This is a genomic window from Siccirubricoccus phaeus (assembly GCF_008360935.1).
Lineage (GTDB): Bacteria > Pseudomonadota > Alphaproteobacteria > Acetobacterales > Acetobacteraceae > Siccirubricoccus > Siccirubricoccus phaeus.
In genome coordinates this window covers 87,151-107,594 of the sequence record NZ_SRXO01000022.1, presented here as the reverse complement: position 1 = coordinate 107,594, position 20,444 = coordinate 87,151, and the positions used below count along the sequence as shown (strand labels likewise).

General features: G+C 72.1%; 22 protein-coding genes. 15 read left to right on the top strand and 7 right to left on the bottom strand.

The genetic code is table 11. The features are described from left to right. The 7 genes from E5N76_RS23975 to E5N76_RS29795 all read left to right on the top strand — a co-directional run. On the top strand, positions 1–479 hold a 479-nt coding region (locus tag E5N76_RS23975), incomplete at its 5' end, for an SH3 domain-containing protein (protein ID WP_149539866.1). Positions 480–535: 56 nt separating this feature from the next. Then, positions 536–829, top strand: a complete 294-nt coding sequence (locus tag E5N76_RS31145) for an SH3-like domain-containing protein (RefSeq protein WP_149539863.1) — start codon at positions 536–538, stop codon at positions 827–829. Next, positions 826–1,251, top strand: coding sequence for an SH3-like domain-containing protein (locus E5N76_RS31140; RefSeq protein ID WP_149539860.1), 426 nt, complete (start codon positions 826–828; stop codon positions 1,249–1,251). The genes E5N76_RS31145 and E5N76_RS31140 overlap by 4 nt, the downstream gene beginning before the upstream one ends. Continuing rightward, on the top strand, positions 1,248–1,850 hold the full coding sequence (locus E5N76_RS23960; protein WP_149539858.1) for a nitrile hydratase subunit alpha: 603 nt from the start codon (positions 1,248–1,250) through the stop codon (positions 1,848–1,850). Before E5N76_RS31140 ends, E5N76_RS23960 begins: the two co-directional genes overlap by 4 nt. 118 nt (positions 1,851–1,968) lie before the next feature. Continuing rightward, positions 1,969–3,426 (top strand): MFS transporter, encoded by a 1,458-nt coding sequence (locus E5N76_RS23955; protein WP_149539856.1) that lies wholly within the window; start codon positions 1,969–1,971, stop codon positions 3,424–3,426. A 256-nt stretch (positions 3,427–3,682) separates the two neighbouring features. Further along, the gene (locus E5N76_RS23950; protein ID WP_187830360.1) at positions 3,683–4,195 is read left to right on the top strand and encodes a L,D-transpeptidase family protein; all 513 of its coding nucleotides are present in this window, start codon (positions 3,683–3,685) and stop codon (positions 4,193–4,195) included. 75 nt (positions 4,196–4,270) lie between these two features. Then, positions 4,271–4,441, top strand: coding sequence for a hypothetical protein (locus E5N76_RS29795; protein WP_187830359.1), 171 nt, complete (start codon positions 4,271–4,273; stop codon positions 4,439–4,441). A 119-nt stretch (positions 4,442–4,560) separates the two neighbouring features. Here the strand turns inward: E5N76_RS29795 and E5N76_RS23945 are convergent, their stop codons facing one another. Continuing rightward, positions 4,561–5,226, bottom strand: coding sequence for a YggS family pyridoxal phosphate-dependent enzyme (locus tag E5N76_RS23945; RefSeq protein ID WP_149539852.1), 666 nt, complete (start codon positions 5,224–5,226; stop codon positions 4,561–4,563). 60 nt (positions 5,227–5,286) lie between these two features. On the opposite strand from E5N76_RS23945, the gene E5N76_RS23940 reads away from it, so the two are divergent. From E5N76_RS23940 to E5N76_RS23930, 3 genes are all read left to right on the top strand, one after another. Further along, entirely contained in the window at positions 5,287–5,865 is a 579-nt protein-coding gene (locus E5N76_RS23940; protein WP_149539850.1) for a thiamine phosphate synthase, read from the top strand. Between the two features lie 244 nt (positions 5,866–6,109). Further along, complete coding sequence (locus E5N76_RS23935; RefSeq protein ID WP_149539848.1) at positions 6,110–7,495, top strand: porin; 1,386 nt, start codon at positions 6,110–6,112, stop codon at positions 7,493–7,495. A 121-nt stretch (positions 7,496–7,616) separates the two neighbouring features. Continuing rightward, complete coding sequence (locus tag E5N76_RS23930) at positions 7,617–8,150, top strand: DUF3576 domain-containing protein (RefSeq protein ID WP_149539846.1); 534 nt, start codon at positions 7,617–7,619, stop codon at positions 8,148–8,150. Positions 8,151–8,350: 200 nt separating this feature from the next. Here the strand turns inward: E5N76_RS23930 and metF are convergent, their stop codons facing one another. Next, positions 8,351–9,295 (bottom strand): methylenetetrahydrofolate reductase [NAD(P)H], encoded by a 945-nt coding sequence (metF, locus tag E5N76_RS23925; RefSeq protein ID WP_149539844.1) that lies wholly within the window; start codon positions 9,293–9,295, stop codon positions 8,351–8,353. Between the two features lie 226 nt (positions 9,296–9,521). Here metF and E5N76_RS23920 point away from each other — a divergent pair, with 226 nt between their 5' ends. The 3 genes from E5N76_RS23920 to E5N76_RS23910 all read left to right on the top strand — a co-directional run bounded on the left by E5N76_RS23920 (position 9,522) and on the right by E5N76_RS23910 (position 12,155). Continuing rightward, positions 9,522–10,316, top strand: coding sequence for an MlaA family lipoprotein (locus tag E5N76_RS23920; RefSeq protein WP_235907851.1), 795 nt, complete (start codon positions 9,522–9,524; stop codon positions 10,314–10,316). 77 nt (positions 10,317–10,393) lie between these two features. After that, positions 10,394–11,038, top strand: coding sequence for an MlaC/ttg2D family ABC transporter substrate-binding protein (locus E5N76_RS23915; protein ID WP_149539840.1), 645 nt, complete (start codon positions 10,394–10,396; stop codon positions 11,036–11,038). A 301-nt stretch (positions 11,039–11,339) separates the two neighbouring features. Next, positions 11,340–12,155, top strand: a complete 816-nt coding sequence (locus E5N76_RS23910; protein WP_187830357.1) for a hypothetical protein — start codon at positions 11,340–11,342, stop codon at positions 12,153–12,155. 396 nt (positions 12,156–12,551) lie between these two features. On the opposite strand, the gene acnA is transcribed toward E5N76_RS23910, so the two are convergent. Then, complete coding sequence (gene acnA, locus E5N76_RS23905) at positions 12,552–15,248, bottom strand: aconitate hydratase AcnA (protein WP_149539838.1); 2,697 nt, start codon at positions 15,246–15,248, stop codon at positions 12,552–12,554. A gap of 119 nt (positions 15,249–15,367) precedes the next feature. On the opposite strand from acnA, the gene ccmA reads away from it, so the two are divergent. Then, positions 15,368–15,970 carry a heme ABC exporter ATP-binding protein CcmA gene (ccmA, locus tag E5N76_RS23900; RefSeq protein ID WP_149539836.1) on the top strand — a complete coding sequence of 201 codons (603 nt, stop codon included), beginning with the start codon at positions 15,368–15,370 and terminating at the stop codon, positions 15,968–15,970. Between the two features lie 8 nt (positions 15,971–15,978). Here ccmA and E5N76_RS23895 read toward each other — a convergent pair whose 3' ends face one another. Then, positions 15,979–16,365 (bottom strand): VOC family protein, encoded by a 387-nt coding sequence (locus E5N76_RS23895; protein ID WP_235907850.1) that lies wholly within the window; start codon positions 16,363–16,365, stop codon positions 15,979–15,981. 44 nt (positions 16,366–16,409) lie between these two features. On the opposite strand from E5N76_RS23895, the gene ccmB reads away from it, so the two are divergent. Beyond that, positions 16,410–17,069 (top strand): heme exporter protein CcmB, encoded by a 660-nt coding sequence (gene ccmB / locus E5N76_RS23890; protein WP_149539834.1) that lies wholly within the window; start codon positions 16,410–16,412, stop codon positions 17,067–17,069. 149 nt (positions 17,070–17,218) lie between these two features. On the opposite strand, the gene E5N76_RS23885 is transcribed toward ccmB, so the two are convergent. The 3 genes from E5N76_RS23885 to E5N76_RS23875 all read right to left on the bottom strand — a co-directional run bounded on the left by E5N76_RS23885 (position 17,219) and on the right by E5N76_RS23875 (position 20,443). Then, complete coding sequence (locus E5N76_RS23885; RefSeq protein ID WP_187830356.1) at positions 17,219–18,349, bottom strand: serine hydrolase domain-containing protein; 1,131 nt, start codon at positions 18,347–18,349, stop codon at positions 17,219–17,221. Positions 18,350–18,855: 506 nt separating this feature from the next. Continuing rightward, a complete protein-coding gene (locus tag E5N76_RS23880; protein ID WP_187830355.1) occupies positions 18,856–19,446 on the bottom strand; it encodes a precorrin-2 dehydrogenase/sirohydrochlorin ferrochelatase family protein in 591 nt (196 codons plus the stop codon). A gap of 37 nt (positions 19,447–19,483) precedes the next feature. Next, entirely contained in the window at positions 19,484–20,443 is a 960-nt protein-coding gene (locus E5N76_RS23875; RefSeq protein ID WP_149539828.1) for a Bug family tripartite tricarboxylate transporter substrate binding protein, read from the bottom strand. Position 20,444: the final 1 nt, after the last annotated feature.

Below are 20,444 nucleotides of genomic sequence, written 5' to 3'. Positions count from 1 at the left end.
CCGCCCCCGTCCCGCCGGCGGAGCCCCCGGCCCCGCCCCAGCCCCGCCTCGGCAGCGCCACCGGCATGCCGCTGCCGCGCTTCGCCGCCCTCGGCTCCAACCAGGTCAATCTCCGCGTCGGGCCGGATCTGCGCTACCCGATCGAATGGACCTATCAGCGCAAGGACCTGCCGGTGCAGATCGTGGAGGAGCACCAGCACTGGCGCCGCATCCGCGATTCCGAGGGCACCGAGGGCTGGGTGCAGCGCCCGCTGCTGACCAGCCGCCGCAGCTTCCTGGTGCAGGGCCAGGAACGCGTCATGCGCCGCGCGCCGGAGGAGGACGCCGCCCCCGTCGCCCGGCTGCGCCCCGGCGTGGTCGGCCGCCTGCGCCGCTGCGAGGCCGGCAGCGCCTGGTGCGAGGTGCAGGTCGCCGACTACCGCGGCTGGCTGCGCCGCAGCGAGATCTTCGGCGTGGCGGCGGAGGAGGAGGTGAAGTAGCCCGCCACCCGCTGCATCGTTTACGCGGCGGCCGGACCTGCTCTAGCCTTCCCGCCATGAGCGACCCAGCCCCTACCCCCGCCATCCATGACATGGGCGGCCTCAGCCGCTTCCGCTGCACCCCGGTGGAGCGGGACGAGGCGCCGCCCGATGCATTCGGCAAGAAGGTGGACGCGCTGCGCCAGGTGCTGGCCCAGAAGGGCTACATGACGGTGGATGAGCTCCGCCGCGGCATCGAGGCGATCCCCGAGGCCGAATATTTCTCCCTCACCTATTACGAGCGCTGGCTGACCAGCATCACCACCCTGCTGCTGGAGAAAGGCGTCGTCACGGCGGAGGAGCTGCGATGAGCGCGCCCGATGGCCGCAGCGCCGCCGGGCTTCCCCGGAAAGCGCCGCTTCGTGGCGGCCCGGACGGGCGCGAGGGCCTGGCCCGGCCGCGCCAGGAAGCAGGCGCATTCCGGCCGGGCGACGCGGTCCGGGTGAAGTATCTCTGGCCGGAGCGGCAGCCGCTGCCTTCCGGCCTGCCCGCCGCCCATATCCGCACGCCGCATTATCTGCGCGGCCGCACCGGTACGGTGCAGGCGGTGCTGGGCAGCTTCCGCAACCCGGAGGACCTGGCCTTCGCCCGCCCCGCCCCGCAGCGCGTGCTCTACCACGTGCTGTTCGAGCAACCGCCGATCTGGAATGAAGGCGAGGCGGGGGATTCCCTCCTCGTCGAGATCTTCGAGCATTGGCTGGAACCGGCCACCCAGGAGGAGAAAGCGGCATGAGCGCCCCGGCCCGGCCCGAAAGCCTCGCCCATCTGGAAAAGCTGCTGGCCGCCCTCACTGCCAAGGGCCTGGTCAGCGCCGAGGAGCTGGCGGCGCGCCAGGCGAGCACCGACCGCGCCAGCCCGGAGATCGGCGCCCGCATGGTCGCCCGCGCCTGGCTGGACCCGGAATGGCGCCGCCTGCTGCTGGCCAATGGCGCGGAGGCGGCGGAGCGCATGGGCGTCTCCATGGCCGGCGCGCCGCCGCTCGGCGTGCTGGAGGACCGGCCGGACCTGCATCACCTCGTCGTCTGCACCCTCTGCTCCTGCTACCCGCGCGCCGTGCTGGGCTATCCGCCGAGCTGGTACAAGAGCTTCGAATACCGCTCCCGCGCCGTGCGGGAACCCCGGGCGGTGATGGCCGAATGGGGCACCCGGCTCGCCCCCGGGGTGAAGGTGCGGGTGGTGGACAGCACCGCGGATTACCGCTGGATGGTGCTGCCGCTGCGGCCGGAGGGGACGGAAGGCTGGTCGGAGGACCGGCTCGCCGCCCTGGTCACGCGTGACGCGCTGGTCGGGGTTGCGCTGCCCCGGGTGCCGCAGGCCCTCGCCGCCGAGTAGCCTCCCGCCGCCCCGCCCGGCCCGGCCACCTGGACAGCGGGGGCCGGCGGCGCGACAACCCGCCACGGCCAACCAAGGACGCGCCGGGCCGCGCCCGCAACCCCCTGCCCCCTGGCGCGTGGAACAGCCACGCACCCCGGGGCAGGCGCGGGCCGGGCAGGGAAGGGCGGGCGGCCGAAGCGGGCGGGAGGAGCGCATCGACACGATCAGCGAAAGGCGCGCGGCCCCCGCCGCCGCGCCCCCGGAGGCGGACGGCCTGCCGCAGCCGCGGCGCAGCCTGGCCGTCATCGCCATCTCCCTCTCCATCGCGATGACGGTGCTGGACAGCTCCATGCTGAACGTGGCGCTGCCCGGCATCGCGCGGGACCTCGGCATCACGCCGGCGACCGCGACCTGGCTGCTGAACGCCTATCAGCTCACCGTCGTCACCACCCTGCTGCCGCTGGCCTCGCTGGGGGAATCCCTCGGCTTCCGCCGGGTCTTCCTCACCGGCTTCCTGCTCTTCGCCGGCGCGGCCCTGGGCGCCGCCACGGCCGGCAGCTTCGAGGCGCTGCTCGGCTTCCGCATCCTGCAAGGCCTCGGCGCCGCGGCGGTGATGAGCCTGACGGCGGGGATGATCCGCCACACCTACCCGGCGAAGGATCTCGGCAAGGCGCTCGGCATCAATGCCATGGTGGTGGCGGTCTCCGGCGCCTCCGCCCCCAGCCTCGCCGCCGCCATCCTGGCCGTCGCGCCCTGGCCGGTGCTGTTCGCGGTGAACGTCCCGGTGAGCCTCGTCGGCATCGCCATCGGGCTGCGCGCCCTGCCGAACCACCCCGGCACAAGGCGGCGCTTCGACTGGACAAGCGCGGGGCTGAACGTCGCCACCCTCGGCCTGTTCTTCTTCGGCCTCGACCTGCTGCTGCATGAGACGCTGCCGGCGCTCGGGCTGATGGCCGCGGCAGGGCTGGCGGGGACGGTGCTGGTGAAGCGCCAGCTCTCCCGCCCGGCGCCGCTGCTGCCGGTGGACCTGCTGCGCATCCGGATCATCGCGCTCTCGGTGCTCGCCGCCATCTCCGCCTTCGGCGCCTGGTATGCCAGCTATGTCTCCCTGCCCTTCCTGCTGCATGGGGAGGGGTTCAGCCAGGTGATGACCGGCCTGGTGATGACCCCCTGGCCGCTCGGCATGGCGGTCTCCGCGCCGCTCGCCGGCAAGCTCTCCGACCGGGTGCCGAGCTGGGTGCTGGGCGGCATCGGCATGGCGGTGCTGGGCGGCGCGCTGGCCGTCATCTCCCTGGTGCCGCTGGCCGGCATGGGGTGGGCGCTGGGCGGGCTGATGTGGCTGTGCGGCGCCGGCTTCGGCTGCTTCACCACGCCGAACAACCGCACCATGCTGGGCGCCGCGCCGAAGACCCGGGCCGGCAGCGCCGGCGGCATGCAGGCGACGGCGCGGCTGCTCGGCACCACCCTCGGCACCACCGTCGTCGGCATCTGCTTCCAGGTGGCGGGCGAGGACGGGCCGCGCGTGGCGCTGTTCTGCGCCATCGGCTTCGCCCTGCTGGCCGGGCTGCTGAGCTGTTCCCGCCGGGGGGCATGAGGCGAAAAAAACGGGCCGCCGGGTTTCCCCAGCGGCCCCAAGTGGTGACTGGCAGACCCAACACTCATGTTGCGGCCTGTGTCACTGGGAGGAGACGTCCAAGGCATCGCCTGAACGCATACAATCTACCCATCTTCACGTTCTCGTGAGAAGCGAAAAATCATGAAATTCCTGCCATGAGAGTTGTGCCGCCAGTAAGCCGTCACAACCGGGCCGGGCGGGCCGCCAGCCCATCCGAGCCTGCCGGAGGGTCATGATGCCTCCCCCCGAGGCAGGCTGGGCGCGCTGCACGCCGGACGGGCTGCTGCGCCTGGGGGGCGAGACCTGGCGCTGCGCGCTGGGCCGCGGCGGCATCAGGGTGGAGAAGCAGGAGGGCGACGGCGCCACCCCGGCCGGCCGCCTGCCGCTGCGCCGGGTCCTCTGGCGCGCCGACCGCCTGGCCAAGCCCGCCGCCCTGGTGCCGGTGGAGCCCCTGGCGCCGGAGGATGGCTGGTGCGACGACCCCGGCCACCCGGACTACAACCGCCATATCCGCCTGCCCCACCCGGCGCGGCATGAGGCGCTGTGGCGGGAGGACGGGCTGTACGACATCATCGGCGTGCTGGGCTGGAATGACGCGCCTGTCATGCGCGGCCGGGGCAGCGCCATCTTCCTCCACCTCGCCCGGCCGGAGCTGGCGCCGACGGAAGGCTGCATCGCCCTGCCGGAGGCCGCGCTGCGCCGCCTGCTGGCGGGGCTGCGCGGCGTTGAGGTGGCGATTTCTTCATGAACTTCTGGACATGTTGAACCCCTGCTTGGCACTGTCTCCTACCGCCGCCGTGGCGGCCAATGGGAGGTCACATCCATGCAGGGTGCGTTCAGGACTCTGGTCGACAATGCCATTCCGGCCGCGGGGGTGCTGTCCCTGATCGGGGCGGGCTGCGGCTATGCCGGGCTGGTGCTGCCCACCACCATCAGCTTCCTGGCCGCCGGCCTGCTGCTGATGGGCAAGTCCGGCCGCCGGGCCCCCGGCTGAACCAGGCCTGAAACCCGCACCCTGAAACCCGCACCGGGGACCGGTCCGGTCCCGGGGCGGGGCTTGGCGCAGCCGTTAACGGGCGTGCCCCTGCCGGGGCAGGGGCAGCGTCCCTGGCGCTACCCGCGCGCGCCGAAAATCGCCGAGCCCACCCGCACATGGGTGGCGCCGCATTCGATCGCCGCCTCGAAATCCGCGCTCATCCCCATGGAGAGCACGCCAAGGCCGTGCCGCGCCGCCAGCGCCGCCAGCCAGGCGAAATGCGGCCGCGGGTCGCCCTCCGCGGGCGGGATGCACATCAGCCCGGCCACCGGCAGCCCATGCTCCTCCCGGCAGGCGCGCAGGAAATCCGCGGCCTCGGCGCGGGGGATCCCGGCCTTCTGCGGCTCCTCCCCGACATTCACCTGCACCAGCAGCGCCGGCCGCCGCCCCTCCGCCTGCATGGCCTGGGCCAGCGCCAGGGCCAGCTTCGGCCGGTCCAGGCTTTCGATGACATCGGCCAGCCGCACCGCCTCCCGCGCCTTGTTGGTCTGCAGCGCGCCGATGATGTGCAGGCGGAGCTCCGGCCACTCCGCCCGCAGGCCGGGAAATTTCCCCGCCGCCTCCTGCACCCGGTTCTCCCCGAACAGGCGCTGCCCGGCGCCGAGCGCCGCGACCACCGCCGCCGCCGGATGGGTCTTGGAGACGGCGACGAGCTGCACGCTGCCCGCCGGCCGGTTGGCGCGGGCAGTGGCTTCGGCGATCCTTTCCCGGATGCGGGCGAGGTTGGCGGCGATGTCGGACATGGCTTCAGGCTATCGCGGAATGCCGCCGGCTGGAACCGCGCCGCCCCGGACGCGCGGCGGATGCGCCTGAGCCTCGCCGCCGCCGCCCGCCGGCTGCGCCCGGTGCCGGGGCTGCCGCGGCTCTGGCTGCTCTCCGATGCCGCCCGCCTGCCGGACCCGCTGCCCCTGGCCGCCCGCCTGCCGCCGGGGGCGGCGGTGGTGGCGCGGGACTTGCCGGCACCGCGCCTGGCGGCGCTCGCCGCCCTGGCCCGGCGGCGCCGGCTGCAATTGCTGGTCGCCGCCGAGGGCCGGCTGGCGCTGCGCCATGCCGCCGGGCTGCTGCTGCCGGACCGCCGCCCCACCCGCCACCTGCTGCCCTTCCTGCTGGCACGCCGGCCGGGGCGGGCGCTGCTGGTGGCGGCGCATGGCCGGAGCGGCCTGGCCCGGGCGCGGCGGCTGCACGCCGAGGCGGTGCTGCTCTCCCCCGCCTTCCCGACGCTCAGCCATCCCGGCGCGCCGGCGCTCGGCCCCTTGCGCTGGGCGGCGCTGGCGGCGCGCGCCGGGCGGCCGGTGCTGGCGCTGGGGGGGGTGACGGGGCGCAGCGCGCGGCGCCTGCCGCGGCGCACGGCCGGCCTCGCCGCCATCGGCGGGTTTGTTTAACCGGACTGCAACACGGTCCTGTTGCCCGCTCGCCACAGTGTTTCGGCGATGTCGCGGTTCCTGGCTTTGGCTGGTTGCCGGGCTTTGTTCCGCTGCTTCATATTCGGTCACGGACCCAGGTGCCGCATGCAACCGCCAATTGCCGCGTGAAACCGGCGATTGCGGCGGGTGAACGGGACCACGCCTCAGGGGGGCAGCGGGTCGTGGGAACTGCCGGGCGTGCCCGGCGCGTGAGGAGGATGGAATGCGTAAGATTCTTCTGGGCACGACCGCCGCGGTCGGCGCGGCGCTCCTGGCGCCGATGGCCGCCGAGGCGCAGGAAGCCCCGACAGTTCGGGTCGGCGGTTACTTCCGGGCATATTACGGCTACACGCAGCAGAACGCGACGTCGCCGACCAACGTCACGATGAACCAGAATCCGGGCGACAACGGTGCCGTCAGCTCGACCGGCAACATCCCCGGCTCCGCCCGCCTCGGCCATGGCGACTTCTCGACCGACGCTGAAGTCCATGTCTTCGTCAACGGCAAGACGGCGAACGGCCTGACCTACGGCGCGGTGATCGAAATCGAGTTCGACAGCTCCGAAGGTACCGTCCGCTCCGACGCCCGCCGCGCCTTCAGCAAGAAGACCGGCGCCAATATCGACGAGATGTACGCCTTCATCGCCTCCCCGACCCTCGGCCAGATCCGCTTCGGCGACGAGGACGGCCCCTTCGGCGGCCTGATGAACGTCGGCTGGGTGTCCAACTTCGGCACCGGCGGTGCCTATGGCGACTTCGAGAGCTTCATCGTCCGCCCGAACCGCACCGGCACCACGCCGGGCAGCGTGGGTGACAACACCAAGATCATCTATCTCTCGCCGCAATTCTTCGGCCTCGACTTCGGCTTCTCCTACGCCGCGAACGAAGCCGAGGGCGAGGACACGGGCTGCTTGAACAGCTACGCCAGCCTGAACTGCGATCGCGCCTATGCGGTGACGAACATCCAGAGCAACGGCCGCTCGCACGACCAGCCGGGCCGCTACAACGAGCTGCAGTGGGCCGTCCGCTGGCGCGGCTCGGTGGCGGGCGTCGGCCTCGCCGTCGGCGCGAACGGCATGTTCTCCCAGGTCGTGCGCGACATCAGCCCGAGCGGCGACATCCGCCGCAACCTGCGCAACCCGGAAGTCTACCAGGTCGGCGCGCAGGCCACTTACATGGGCTTCACCGTCGGTGGCGGCTACATGTGGGGCAACACCAGCTTCTACTACATCCCGTCGGTCCGCGGCGATAAGCGGATGTCGATGTTCTTCGGCGGCGCGAGCTACAATGCCGGCCCGCTCACCATCGGCGCCAACTTCTATTCCGGCCAGTACGCCGGTACCGATGCCTGGAACACCAGCAACTACAATGCCGACGGCACCCGGGCGCCGGACACCGTCAACAGCCCGCGCGGCCAGCGCCGCTGGGCCTACTCCGTGGGCGCCACCTACCGGCTGGCCCCGGGCCTCGACCTGATCGCGGAATACATCCGCCAGGAGATGAAGGAGCCGAGCGCCAACGCCACCCCGCGCGCCTTCTCCGCCGCGGCCCCGGGCGTGGACCGGGTGAAGGCCAGCGTCTTCCTCACCGGCGTCCGCCTGGCCTTCTGATCGGCCAGGTCTTCCGGAACGGGGCGGCGGAGCGATCCGCCGCCCCATTTCAATTTCGGCCCTTGCCGCCGGCCGGGGAACAGGATTAACCGGTCGCGGTCATACGGTGGTCATCCAGCCCATGAAGCCCTTCCTCCTGGCCGCCTGCGCGGCGCTGCCCCTGCTCGCCGCCTGCGGCGAAAACACCCGCGGCGTGCAGAATGACGAATATGGCGACTGGCGGGGCTCCGCCCCGCGCCAGCGCAGCGGCGGCCAGACCGCCGGCCTCGTCATCTTCGGCGTGGACAAGGAGCGGGAAGCGCGGGAGGCGGCGGCGGCCGGCGGCGCCTCCGGGCTGGCGGTGAACGCCTATCTCTGGCGGGCCACGCTCGATACCCTGTCCTTCATGCCGCTGGCCTCCGCCGACCCCTTCGGCGGCACCATCATCACCGATTGGTACGCCCCGCCCGGCGCGCAGAATGAGCGTTTCCGCGCCCAGGCTTATGTCATGGGCCGGCAGCTCCGCTCGGACGGCATCCGGGTGCAGGTCTTCCGCCAGGTGAACGACCGGGGGCAGTGGATCGACAGCCCGGTCTCCCAGGCCACGAATTCGGAATTCGAGGACAAGGTCCTGGCCCGGGCGCGGGAGCTGCGGAGCCAGTCGGCCCAGCGCTGAGGGCAGTCGCTGCTTCGAGCGGCTGGAAAGGTCGGGGGCGCTGCCCCCGAACCCCCGCCGGGGCCAGGACCTGGCCCCGGACCCCGGTCCGAGTCTCAGGCCCGACGGTTGAACCTGCCGACTCAGGGTAGGGGCCCCGGGGAGGCTCCTGGGGGGCGGCCCCGTCCCTGGCCCTATGGGGCTCCGCCTAACCCAAACGCCTACCCCCTTGGCGCTGGCCGGGCACCCAGCAGATGCGCGATGGCATAGACCAGATCCGGCCGGTTCAGCGTGTAGAAATGGAACTCGTCCACCCCATTCGCCTGCAGCAGCCGCACCTGCTCCGCCGCCACCACCGCCGCCACCAGCCGGCGGGTTTCGGCGTCCTCCTCCAGCCCCTCGAACAGGGTGCCCATCCAGTCCGGCACGCCCGCGCCGCACATGGCGGAGAATTTCCGCATCTGGGTGAAATTGGAAACCGGCATGATGCCGGGGACGATCGGGACGGTAATCCCGGCCGCCGCGCAGCGGTCGAGGAAGCGCAGATAGACCCCGGTATCGAAGAAATACTGGGTGATGGCGCGGGTCGCGCCCGCATCGATCTTGCGCTTGAGGTTGTCCAGGTCCGCCTCCGGCGAGACCGCCGCCGGATGGGTCTCCGGATAGGCGGCGACGCTGATCTCGAAGGGGGCGATGCGCTTCAGCCCGGCCACCAGGTCGGCGGCATAGGCGAAGCCCCCCGGATGCGGGGCATAGCCCGTGGCGCCCGCCGGCGGGTCGCCGCGCAGGGCGACGATGTGCCGCACCCCCGCCTCCCAGTAGCGCCGCGCCACCTCCTCCACCTCCGCCCGCGTCGCGCCGACGCAGGTGAGATGCGCCGCCGGCACCAGGCTGGTCTCCTGCACGATGCGTGCCACCGTCGCATGGGTGCGGGCCTGGGTGGTGCCCCCCGCCCCGTAGGTGACGGAGACGAAGGCCGGCCGCAGCGGCTCCAGCCGCCTGATGCAGGCCCAGAGCTGGGCTTCCAGCGCCTCGGTCCGGGGCGGGAAGAATTCGAAGGAAAGCCGCGGCGCGGGCAGCGCCGCCAGATGCGGCAGGCCGCCGACCCGCGGGCCGGTCAGCCAGCGCTGCAGGGTGCCGGCGGCGGCGGGCGAGGTCTGGTCCATGGCCGGCATGTGCCTCCTCACGCCGATATTCGCAAGCGTTGCGTATGGTTACTCGAGGGCCGTTACGGCATACCGGCGAAGGATGCTATGGGCGGCAGGCCGGAAGGTGCCGAAGGCATCGTCAGGGGAGGCGGCTGCCGCTCCGCTGGACCTTGCGCTCCGGCACGCCATATCCGGGCAGTCTCCCGCCCCTGTAGGCCGAAGGGTTCCGTCGCCGATGCGCCTGATGCCGCCGAATGCCCCCCTGCTCGCCCTGGCGCTCGCCGTCGCCCTGCTGGCCGGCTGCGCCACGCGGCCGGACCCCGCCGACCCCGACGCGGTGGCCGAGTTCGAGCAGAACAACGACCCGGCCGAGCCCTTCAACCGCACCATGTACGATGTGCACCAGGGCATCGACCGGGTGGTGCTGCGGCCGGTGGCCAGCGCCTACCGCGGCGTGGTGCCGCAGCCCGTCCGCACCGGCATCCGCAACGTGCTGGGCAATCTCCGCACCCCGGTCATCCTGGCGAATGACATGCTGCAGGGCGAGCCGCGGCGGGCCGGCGATACGCTGGGCCGTTTCGTTGTCAACACCACCCTCGGCGTCGCCGGCATCTTCGATGTCGCCTCCAGCCTGTTCGGCGTGCGCGGTCATACCGAGGATTACGGCCAGACCCTGGCGCGCTGGGGGGTGGGGGAAGGCCCCTACCTCTTCATCCCCGTCCTCGGCCCCTCCAACCCGCGGGACCTGACCGGCTTCGGCCTCGGCATCGCCGGGGATCCGCTCACCTGGGTCGGCCAGGGCGTGGCGGTGGATGTGCTGACCGGCGTCCGTGGCGGCATGACCGTGGTGGATACCCGCGAAAGCCTGCTGGACGCGCTGGATGACGTGGAGCGGACCTCGCTCGACCCCTATGCCACGCTGCGCAGCGCCTATCGCCAGCGCCGGGCGGCCGAGATCCGCAATGCCGGGCAGGCTGCGCCGGCCGCTGCCGGCGGCACTGGTTTCGGCGTCGGCACCGGCGTCACGCCGGAGCGTTGAGGACGGAACCCTTCCTGCAACGCCCTGACCCTTCTTTTCAACGCCCCCTGGGCCCTCCCAAGGAAAGCGCCCCACCCATGATCCGCTTCCCCCGCCGTTCCCTGTTCGCCGCTGCCGGCCTGCTAGCCCTGCCCGCCCTGGGCCTCGCCGGCCCGGCCCGGGCGCAGGACAACGCCCGCGCCACCCAGTTCATCCAGGCGACGGGCCAGGAGCTGGTGGCGGCGCTGAACGACACCCGCGCCGATTTGGCCACCCGCCGTCAGAAGGTGGCGGCGGTGCTGCGCCGGGCAGTGGATATCGAGGGCGTCGGCCGCTTCATCCTTGGCCGCTGGTGGCGCCAGGCCACCCCGCAGCAGCAGCAGGAATACATGAAGCTGTTCGAGGAGACGCTGATCCGCAACCTCTCCGCCCGCTTCGGGGAATACCAGGGCGTGCGCTTCTCCCTCGGCCGCAGCCAGCAGCGCACCGAGGAGGATGTGCTGGTGAACACCATCATCGAGCGGCCGAACACCGCCCCCTTCTCCCTGGACTGGCGGGTTTCGGAAGTGGGCGGCCAGCCGCGCGTCGTCGATGTGATCGCGGAGGGGACCTCGCTCCGCCTCACCCAACGCAGCGAGTATTCCAGCGTCATCCAGCGCAATAACGGCTCCATCCAGGCGCTGCTGCAGGCGATGCAGGGGCAGATCGCCCAGCTCGCGCAGCGGGAGCAGCAGAGCCGCTGATTATCTCCCCATGGCGCTGCCGGCGCAGCGCCATGGGGGCCACGAACCTCCCCCAGGGCGTCGCTCCGCGCCATTGCAGGAGGCCCAAGGAGGCCCCCGGGGCGACCGGCGCTGCGCACAGCCTGCCACGGCAAAAGCCGCGGCAGGGGCAAGGGGCGGCGCCGGCCCCGGCGCGGCGCGCCCGGCCGGGCCGGGTCCCTGCGGCGGCGACCGGGGCGCGGCCGGACCGTTCCGGCTCCTTGCCGTGACTTCGCCACATCGCCGGCCTATCTGCAGCGCAGCACCGGATGGGACCCCGCCTTTGCGAAACGCCCCCCTCATCGCCGTGCTCGCCTTGCTGGCCGGCTGCACCTCCGATTATTCCCCGGACACCTACGCCACCCGCGCCGTGCAGCAGGCGAACAAGGTGGAGCAGGGGGTGGTGGTCGGCCGCCGGGATGTGCAGGTCAGCGCCGAGGGCAGTACCGGCGCCGCCACCGGCGCCGCGGCGGGCGGCGTGCTGGGCGCGCAGGCGCCGAGCGGCATCGCCTCGGCGCTGGGCGGTGTCGGCGGCGCGCTGCTGGGCGGGCTGGTGGGCACGGCGGCCGAGCACACCGTGGTGGACACCAGGGCCTTCGAATACGTCGTCCGCACGGCGAAGCAGGAGCTCGTCTCCGTCACCCAGCGGGACCAGACGCCGCTGGTGGTGGGGCAGCGGGTGCTGGTGATCAGCGGCAACCAGGCGCGGATCGTGCCGGACTACACCACCGACCCGGCGGCGACCTCGGCCGCGGCGGCTTCGGCCAGGACGCCCGGCGCGGGGCCGGCACCGGCGGCGGGCGCGCCGGCCGCGACACCGGCCGTGACCGGCCTGCCGCCCATCGTGCCGCCGCCCCCGGTGGTGGCCCCGCCACCCCCGCCCCCGGCGGCGGCGGAAGGCCCGGCGCCGGCCGCGGCGCCCGGCCCTGCGGCGGAAAGCCCGGCGCCGCCGGCCGAGGCGGAAGCGCCCAGCCCCGCGGCAGCGACGCCGCAGCCGGCATCGCCGGTGCGGCAGGCGGCGGAAGCGGAGGCGATCTCCCGCCTGCCGCCCATCGCCCAGCCGGCGGCGCGGTCATTGTCGCAGGAAGTGGCGCCGTAGCGGCGGGAGGAGTCGCGCCGTAAGGCGCCTTACGGCGCGCCCTCTCGAGCTCACCCCGCCGCGGCCCCATCGGCAATGCGCAGCATTGTCGATGGGGTGGCCCTAGAGCGGGATCGGTTGAGCTGCGCTCACCCGCCCCGCTCTAGCTCATTGTTCGGTCGCGTGATTCACGGTTTCGGTCGATTCGACCTCAACCGATCACGCTCTAAGGCCGAAAGGCCTTTGGAAAGCCTGCGTTTGCAGTGGAACCGGATCACCCGATGCCCTGGCGCGGCTTTGCCGCGACAGGCTGTGCGAGGCCCTAATCACCCTCGCCCAAAGGGCCCCATGGCGGCGCGCAGCGCCGCCTGGGGCGCCCCCACGAAGCCGCGCCAGCGGCTTCGTGGGGATCAAGGCTTAGGCCGCTTTGGCCATCCCGCGCAGCACGTAGTGCAGGATGCCGCCATTCTTGTAGTACTCGACCTCATCCGCCGTATCGATGCGGCACAGCACCTTGGTGGAATGCTTGCTGCCATCGGCGCGGGTGATGACCAGCTCAAGCTGCATGCGCGGCTTCAGCGCCTCCATCCCCAGAATGTCCACCTGCTCATCGCCCTTCAGGCCGAGCGACTTGCGGTCCTCGCCATTCTGGAAGACCAGCGGCAGCACGCCCATGCCGACGAGGTTGGAGCGGTGAATGCGCTCGAAGCTCTCCGCCACGACCGCCTTGATGCCGAGCAGGAAGGTGCCCTTCGCCGCCCAGTCGCGCGAGGAGCCGGTGCCGTATTCCTTGCCGCCGAACACCACCAGCGGCACCCCCTCCCGCTTGTAGCGCATCGCCACGTCGTAGATCGGCGCGACGTCGCCGGAGGGGTAATGCTTGGAGATGCCGCCCTCGGTGCCCGGCACCATCTCGTTCTTGATGCGGATATTGGCGAAGGTGCCGCGCATCATCACCTGGTGGTTGCCGCGGCGGGCGCCGTAGCTGTTGAAGTCGGCCTGCCGCACCTGGTGTTCCAGCAGGTATTCGCCGGCGGGCGAGGTCTTGCGGATGTTGCCGGCCGGGGAGATGTGGTCGGTGGTGATGCTGTCCGCCAGCAGCGCCAGCACCCGCGCGCCCTGAATCGACTGCACCGGCTTCACCTCGGCCGTCATGCCCTCGAAGTAAGGCGGGTTCTGGACGTAGGTGGAGCCGCTGTTCCAGCGATAGGTATCGCTGTCCGCCTCGACGCGGATGGCCTGCCACTGCGTCGGCCCCTTGAACACGTCGCCGTACTTCTCGAGGAACATGTCGCGCGTCACGACGGAGTGGACGGTGTCGTCCACCTCCTTCTGGGTCGGCCAGATGTCCTTGAGGAAGACCGGCTGGCCATCCTTGCCGGTGCCGATCGGGTCGGTCGTCAGGTTCTTCGTGATGGTGCCGGCCAGCGCATAGGCGACGACCAGCGGCGGGGAGGCGAGGTAGTTGGCGCGCACATTGGCGTGCACCCGGCCTTCGAAGTTGCGGTTGCCGGAGAGCACGGAGACGGCGACCAGCTTGTTGTTCTCGATGGCGTCCACGATCGGGTCCGGCAGCGGACCGCTATTGCCGATGCAGGTGGTGCAGCCATAGCCCACGGTCTGGAAGCCGAGCGCGTCCAGATCCTTCTGCAGCCCGGACTTCTCCAGGTATTCGGTCACCACCTGGGAGCCGGGGGCGAGGGAGGTCTTCACCCAGGGCTTCGCCGTCAGCCCCTTCGCCACCGCCTTCTTCGCCACCAGCCCGGCCGCGACCAGCACATAGGGGTTCGAGGTGTTGGTGCAGGAGGTGATGGCGGCGATCACCACATCGCCATGGCCGAGATCGTAATTGGCGCCCTCGACCTTCACCCGCTTCGTCGCCTCGTCGCCCGGCACGCCCATGGTGCCGGCGGCGAGGTCCTTGGCGAAGGCGGTCGCGGCGCTGGCGAGCGCCACCCGGTCCTGCGGCCGCTTCGGCCCGGCCATGGAGGGCTCGACGGTGGAGAGGTCGAGCTCCAGCGTATCGGTGAAGACCGGGTCGGGGGTGGAGCTGTCGCGCCACATCCCCTGCGCCTTGCAGAATTCCTCCACCAGCTTGATGCGGTGCTCATCCCGGCCGGAGAGGCGCAGATAGGAAAGCGTCACCGCATCCACCGGGAAGAAGCCGCAGGTGGCGCCGTATTCCGGCGCCATGTTGCCGATGGTGGCGCGGTCCGCCAGCGGCAGATCGTCGAGGCCCGGGCCGAAGAACTCGACGAACTTCCCGACCACGCCCTTCTTGCGCAGCATCTGCGTGACGGTCAGCACCAGGTCGGTCGCCGTCACGCCTTCCTTCAGCTTGCCGTGCAGCTTGAAGCCGATGACGTCCGGGATGAGCATGGCGATGGGCTGGCCGAGCATCGCCGCTTCCGCCTCGATGCCGCCGACGCCCCAGCCCAGCACGCCGAGGCCGTTGACCATCGTCGTATGGCTGTCCGTGCCGTAGCAGCTATCGGGATAGACGAAGGTGTCGCCGGCATCCGTCGCGGTCCAGACCACCTGCGCCAGGTATTCCAGGTTCACCTGGTGGCAGATGCCGGTGCCCGGCGGCACGACGCGGAAATTGTCGAAGGAGGACTGGCCCCAGCGGAGGAATTCATAGCGCTCGCCATTGCGCTCGAATTCGATGTCCACATTCTGCTTCAGCGCCGCGGGCGTGCCGGAGACATCGACCATGACGGAGTGGTCGATGACCAGATCGACCGGCACCAGCGGGTTCACCTTCCGCGGATCGCCGCCGAGCTTGATGATGCCGTCGCGCATCGCCGCGAGGTCCACCACGGCGGGAACGCCGGTGAAATCCTGCATCAGGATGCGGGCGGGGCGGAAGGGCACTTCCTTCTCGGACTTGCCGGCGGGCAGCCAGCCGGCGATCGATTTGGCGTCGTTCACCGTGTAGCTGCGGCCATCCTCGAAGCGCAGCACATTCTCCAGCAGCACCTTCAGGCTGAAGGGCAGGCGGCTGATGTCGCCGATGCTCTTGGCCGCCTCGGGCAGGCTGAAGTAATGGTAGGTCTTGCCGTCCACCGCCAGGGTGCGGCGGGTTTTGAGGCTGTCCTGCCCGATCATCCGCATGGTCCGAGAACCCTTCTTCACCTCGCGCCCCGCGCGGGCGCGCCATGCCTGGGGTTTAAGCATGTGCGGCCGCGGGGGTCCACGGGCCGCCCGGCTATCGTACCGATAGCCAATTGAGAATGCTGCAAGCCGAGAACCTGGCCTGCCTGCGCGGGGAGAGGGTGGTTTTCGCCGGGCTCAGCTTTGCGCTGGGCGCGGGGGAGGCGGTGCAGCTCCTCGGCGCCAACGGCGCGGGCAAGTCCAGCCTGCTCAGGCTGCTCGCCGGGCTGCTGGCGCCGGCGGAGGGGCGGCTGCTGTGGGACGGGGCGGATGCGCTGGCGGACCGCGCCGCCCATGCGCGGCGGCTGCGCTATGTCTCGCATCAGGAGGCGCTGAAGCCGGCGCTGACGGCCGCCGAGAATCTCGGCTTCTACGCCCGGCTCTGGGGCGGGGATACGGCAGCGGCGCTGGCGGCGCTGGATCTGCTGCCGCTGGCCGAGCTGCCGGCGCGGGTGCTCTCCGCCGGGCAGAAGCGCCGGCTGGCCCTGGCGCGGCTGGCGCTGGTTTCCCCCTTGGCGCCGGTCCCGCTCTGGCTGCTGGATGAGCCGACGGTGGGGCTGGATGCCGCCTCCGTGGCGCGTCTCGGGGCGCTGCTGGCGGCGCACCGGGCGGCGGGGGGCATGGTGCTGGCCGCCACCCACCTGCCACTGCCGCTGCCCGGCGCGCGGGAGTTGCGGCTGTGAACCGGGCCTCAGACATGCGTCAGGATGTTCACCAGCCGGCCGAAGGGGTCGCGCAGGAAGAAGCGGCGCACGCCCCAGGGCTCCGTCACCGGCCCGTATTCCACGGCGTAGCCGGCGGTGAGGGCGCGGCGGTGCAGCGCCTCCAGCTCCTCGCCCGCCACCTCGATGGAGAGGTCCGGCACGGGGGCGCCGTTGCCGCCTTCCAGCGCGATGCTGACCTGCGGCACCGCCTGCCCGGGCGCCGCGAAGGTGACGATCCAGCCGAGATCCATGACGATGTCGAGGCCGAGCAGCTCGCCATAGAAGGCCTGGGCCGGCGCCAGATCCTCGGCGCTGATATTCGCCACGATGCGTCGTACCGCCATGCCGCCCTCCTCCCGCTGCGCGCGCAGCATGGCCCGGGCTGGGCAGGGCGCGCCATGCGCGGTGCGGCGGCGGCATGAAAGCCTGGCTGGCCCTGCTGGCGCGGGAATTGCGGCTGGCGCTGCGGCATCCGGGCGACAGCCTCGCGGCGGTGCTGTTCTTCGTGCTGGTGGCGGCGCTGTTCCCCTTCGGCATCGGCCCGGCGCCGGAGGCGCTGGCGCGGCTGGCCCCCGGCGCGCTGCTGGCCGCCGCCCTGCTGGCCGCGCTGCTGCCGCTGGAACGGATGTTCGGCGCGGATGCGGAGGATGGAACGCTGGACCAATTGCTGCTCAGCGGGCTGGGCCCCAGCGCGGTGGCGGCGGCCAAGGCCGCAGCGCATTGGCTCACCACCGGCCTGCCGCTGCTGCTGGCCACGCCCGTGGCGGCCGCCATGCTGAACCTGCCGGTGCCGGCCTGGCCGGCCGCGATGGCGGCGCTGGGGATGGCAGCGGGGTTCCTCTCCCTGCTTGGCACCGCCGGCGCGGCGCTGACGCTGGGCGCGCGGCGCGGCGGCGTGCTGCTGCCGCTGCTGGTGCTGCCGCTGGCCATCCCGGCGGTGATCTTCGGCGCCGCCGGCATCGAGGCGGCGGCGGCCGGGCTTTCCCCCGCCCCCTATCTGCTGCTGCTGGGGGCGCTGCTGGCCGCCGCCCTGCCCCTCGCCCCCCTTGCCGCCGGCGCCGCCCTGCGGGTGGAATAGGCGGATGCTGCAACCAGCCCTGGAGTGGATCGCCGAGCACCGCGCGGGCGTCATCGCCCTGGTCGCGGTGCTGGCCGTGAGCCTGTTGACCCGGCGCCCCTGACTCCCTTCCCCGCTGGCGGGTGGAGGGTGGGGGTGGCCGCACCCCCCTACCCCGGCAGGATCGCCATATGCGCGAGATTGCTCAGCACATCCATTCGCGCCTCGTGCCATTCATTCCCCTGGCGGCAATTGGAGAAGAAGGCGAAGGATACCCCGCTGGTCGGGTCCGCCCAGCAATAGGAGGAGCCGACGCCGCCATGCCCGAAGGTGCGCGGATGCGCGATGGCGCCGAGGCCGCGCGCCACCGGGTATTCGCCGCGCGAATGCGGGCCGATGCCGCGGCACATGGGCAGGCCCATATATTCGTCGATGCGGTCGCCGGTGAAGTTGCGCGTCACGAATTCCAGCGTCCGCGGCGCCAGGATGCGCACCCCACCCAGCGCACCGCCGGCGCCGAGCGCCTGGTAGAAGGCCGCCATGCCGCGCGCCGTGCCGTAGCCGCCACCGCCCGGGATGCCCGCCGCATGGTGCGCCGGGGTGTTCTCCGAGGGGCGGGGCGGGAAGGCGCCGTTCTCCGGCGGGTCGTAGATATCCGCCGCGCGCCCCGTCGCCGCCTCCGGCAGGCCGACGAAGACGTCATCCTCCAGCCCCAGCGGCAGCAGGATGCGGTTGCGGATATAGGTCCGGAAATCCTCGCCGGTCAGCGCCTCGATCAGCACCGCCGCCACCCAATGCGCCGCAGCCGGGTGGTATTGCACCTTGCTGCCGGGGGTCCATTCCAGGGTGAAGCTGCTGACCGTCCGCCGCAGCAGGGCGTGGTCCGTCCAGCATTCCGGCGGCACGGCGGCGCCGGGGAAGCCGCCCTGATGCGTCAGGAGTTGCAGCACGGTGATGCCGCCCTTCCCGTTGGCGGCGAATTCCGGGATGTGCTGCGCGATGGGGTCGCTGAAGCGCAGCTTGCCGTCCTCCACCAGCGTCCAGATGGCGGCGGCGGTGACGACCTTGGTGTTGGAGTACATGAGGAAGAGGGTGCGGTCATTCGCCGCCACATCGGGCGAGACCTTCGCCTTGCCGAAGCTGCGGAACAGCGCCAGCTTGCCGTGCCGCGCGACCGCCACCTGGGCGCCAGGGTGGCGGCCCTCGGCGATATGCTGCTCGATGACGGCGCAGAGCCGCGCCAGGGGCCTGGGGTCCAGGCCAAGGGCCTCGGGGTTGGATTCTTGCAGCGGGAAGGGCATGGGGGCGTTTCCTCCTCGGCGCGCTTCGCCGGCGGGGCGTTGCGGCGGGCGGGGTAGTTGAGCGCCGTTGCCGCCCTGGCGCAAGCGCGGCCGATGCGCGTAACGGAAGGCGCCTTCGACGCTGTCGAAGGCAACCCATCGCGCGGGCCATGGTGCTGTTTTCAGGCCCATGACGAAGCCGCATCGCGCGAATAGCGCGCCCTCGGCGCCAGGCGCGGCAGCGCTGCGCGGCATTCCTGCCATGAACGGACCATGGCTGGGGCTTGTGCCCGCAGCCCCGATCGCCGACTCATGCGAAGTGCCCTTCGGCGCGGCCTTTGGGCCGGCCGGCGGATCGGCCGATTGGCGTTAGCGCGTGATCGGTTGAGGTCGAATCGACCGAAACCGTGAATCACGCGACCGAACAATGAGCTAGAGCGGGGCGGGTGAGCGCAGCTCAACCGATCCCGCTCTAGGGTACGCTCGACGGCGTCGCGTGCTGTCGCGTGCCCGGACGACGGCGTCCTTCAGCCCTCGCGCGAACGGCCCGGCGCGGCCAGCGGGTCTGGCAGCCAGCCCTCCAGCAGCTCCGTCGTGGCGGCGGTGACGGCGGCAGGCGCCGCGCCGCTGCGCCGCAGCCTTGCGCGCAGCGCTGCCGCCTGGTCCAGCCGCGCCTGCCATTCCGGCCCGAAGCGGTGCTGCAGCCATTGCCGCAGCCCGCGGGCAAAGGCCGGGCTCCGCCCCTCCGTGGAGACGCCGATGACGAGGTTGCCCCGCCGCACCATGGCCAGCGCATAGGCGTCGCAGAGCGGCGGCACATCCTCCGCATTCACCAGCACCCGGTGCGCCCGAGCGATCGCCGCCAGGCGCGCGCTCTCCGCCTCGCTCAGCCCGGCCATCAGCAGCAGCCGTGCCGCGGCGATCTCCGCCGCCTCCGGCAGCCTTTCCACCAGCCGAGCCCCGGCCCTCTCGCGCAGCGCCGGCGAGGGATCCGGCGCGAACACCGCCAGGTCGCGCGCCCCGCCGGTCTCCAGCATCTCGAGCCGGGCCAGCGCGGCGCGGCCATCGCCCACCAGCAGCACGCGCCATGCGGCGATGTCGAGGGCAAGCGGCAGCATCAACGCCTCCCTGGCAAAGCGGCCACCCGGCCGCGCCTCAATCCGGCTGGATGCGGGCGCGCCGCACCACCTCCGCCCAGCGCGCCGCATCCGCGCGGATCAGCACGCCCAGCGCCTCGGGTGGCGCCTCCACTGGCTCCAGCCCCAGCGCCGCGACGCGCTCCGCCACCTCCGGCTGCTTCAGCACGCCGCCGATCGCCGCATTGACCCGCACGGCAATGGCCGGGTCCAGGTCCTTCGGCGCAACGATGCCGTGCCAGCCCACCGCCTCCGCCCCGCGGAAGCCGACCTCGCCCAGCGCCGGCACCCCCGGCAGCGCCTGGGTGCGCGCGGCGGAGGAGACGAACAGCCCGCGCAGCCGCCCGACCTTCACATGGTCCGCCACCGCGCCGATATTGATCAGCACGCCCTGCAGGCTGCCGCCCAGCAGATCATTCACCGCCAGCGCGCCGCCGCGATAGGGCGCGTGGGTCCAGCGAACCTCCGCCGCGGCCTGGATCTGCTCGCCCAGCAGATGCGCCAGGCTGCCATTGCCCGGCGTGCCCACCGCCACCGGCTGCCGCCGCGCCAGGCCGAGGAATTCCTCGAAGCTGCGCGCCGGCGAATCCGCGCGCACGACAAAGATCTGCGGCACCCGCACGCCCTGCGCCACCGGCGCGAAATCCTCCACCGGGTCGAAGCCCAGCTTCGGGAACAGCGCCTTGTTGATGGCGAGGCTGTCGGAGCCCGCCAGCAGCGTATAGCCATCCGGCCTGGCCTTCGCCGCGTGCTCGTAGCCGATATTGCTGCCGGCGCCCGGCAGGTTCTCCACCACCACGTTCTGGCCGAGCGCCGGGGTGAGGTGCCGCGCGAAGAGCCGCGCCACGATGTCCTGGCTGCCGCCCGGCGCCACCGGCACGATGTAGCGGATGGAACGCTCCGCCGGCCATTCGGCGGCGGCCAGGGCCGGCCGCGCCAGCGCCGCGGCGCCGAGCGCCAGGAAGGAACGGCGCCGCATC

Excerpts from the sequence above, each read along its gene's own strand:
- E5N76_RS23880 (WP_187830355.1), bottom strand. The coding sequence starts at position 19,446 with ATGCTGCCGCTTGCCCTCGACATCGCCGCATGGCGCGTGCTGCTGGTG.
- E5N76_RS23875 (WP_149539828.1), bottom strand. The coding sequence starts at position 20,443 with ATGCGGCGCCGTTCCTTCCTGGCGCTCGGCGCCGCGGCGCTGGCGCGG.
- E5N76_RS23920 (WP_235907851.1), top strand. The coding sequence starts at position 9,522 with ATGCCGCCGAATGCCCCCCTGCTCGCCCTGGCGCTCGCCGTCGCCCTG.
- E5N76_RS31140 (WP_149539860.1), top strand. The coding sequence starts at position 826 with ATGAGCGCGCCCGATGGCCGCAGCGCCGCCGGGCTTCCCCGGAAAGCG.
- E5N76_RS23950 (WP_187830360.1), top strand. The coding sequence starts at position 3,683 with ATGCCTCCCCCCGAGGCAGGCTGGGCGCGCTGCACGCCGGACGGGCTG.
- E5N76_RS23945 (WP_149539852.1), bottom strand. The coding sequence starts at position 5,226 with ATGTCCGACATCGCCGCCAACCTCGCCCGCATCCGGGAAAGGATCGCC.
- ccmB (WP_149539834.1), top strand. The coding sequence starts at position 16,410 with ATGAAAGCCTGGCTGGCCCTGCTGGCGCGGGAATTGCGGCTGGCGCTG.
- E5N76_RS23960 (WP_149539858.1), top strand. The coding sequence starts at position 1,248 with ATGAGCGCCCCGGCCCGGCCCGAAAGCCTCGCCCATCTGGAAAAGCTG.
- E5N76_RS23940 (WP_149539850.1), top strand. The coding sequence starts at position 5,287 with ATGCGCCTGAGCCTCGCCGCCGCCGCCCGCCGGCTGCGCCCGGTGCCG.
- ccmA (WP_149539836.1), top strand. The coding sequence starts at position 15,368 with ATGCTGCAAGCCGAGAACCTGGCCTGCCTGCGCGGGGAGAGGGTGGTT.
- E5N76_RS23895 (WP_235907850.1), bottom strand. The coding sequence starts at position 16,365 with ATGCTGCGCGCGCAGCGGGAGGAGGGCGGCATGGCGGTACGACGCATC.
- E5N76_RS23885 (WP_187830356.1), bottom strand. The coding sequence starts at position 18,349 with ATGCCCTTCCCGCTGCAAGAATCCAACCCCGAGGCCCTTGGCCTGGAC.
- acnA (WP_149539838.1), bottom strand. The coding sequence starts at position 15,248 with ATGCGGATGATCGGGCAGGACAGCCTCAAAACCCGCCGCACCCTGGCG.
- E5N76_RS31145 (WP_149539863.1), top strand. The coding sequence starts at position 536 with ATGAGCGACCCAGCCCCTACCCCCGCCATCCATGACATGGGCGGCCTC.
- E5N76_RS23935 (WP_149539848.1), top strand. The coding sequence starts at position 6,110 with ATGCGTAAGATTCTTCTGGGCACGACCGCCGCGGTCGGCGCGGCGCTC.
- E5N76_RS29795 (WP_187830359.1), top strand. The coding sequence starts at position 4,271 with ATGCAGGGTGCGTTCAGGACTCTGGTCGACAATGCCATTCCGGCCGCG.
- E5N76_RS23915 (WP_149539840.1), top strand. The coding sequence starts at position 10,394 with ATGATCCGCTTCCCCCGCCGTTCCCTGTTCGCCGCTGCCGGCCTGCTA.
- E5N76_RS23930 (WP_149539846.1), top strand. The coding sequence starts at position 7,617 with ATGAAGCCCTTCCTCCTGGCCGCCTGCGCGGCGCTGCCCCTGCTCGCC.
- metF (WP_149539844.1), bottom strand. The coding sequence starts at position 9,295 with ATGGACCAGACCTCGCCCGCCGCCGCCGGCACCCTGCAGCGCTGGCTG.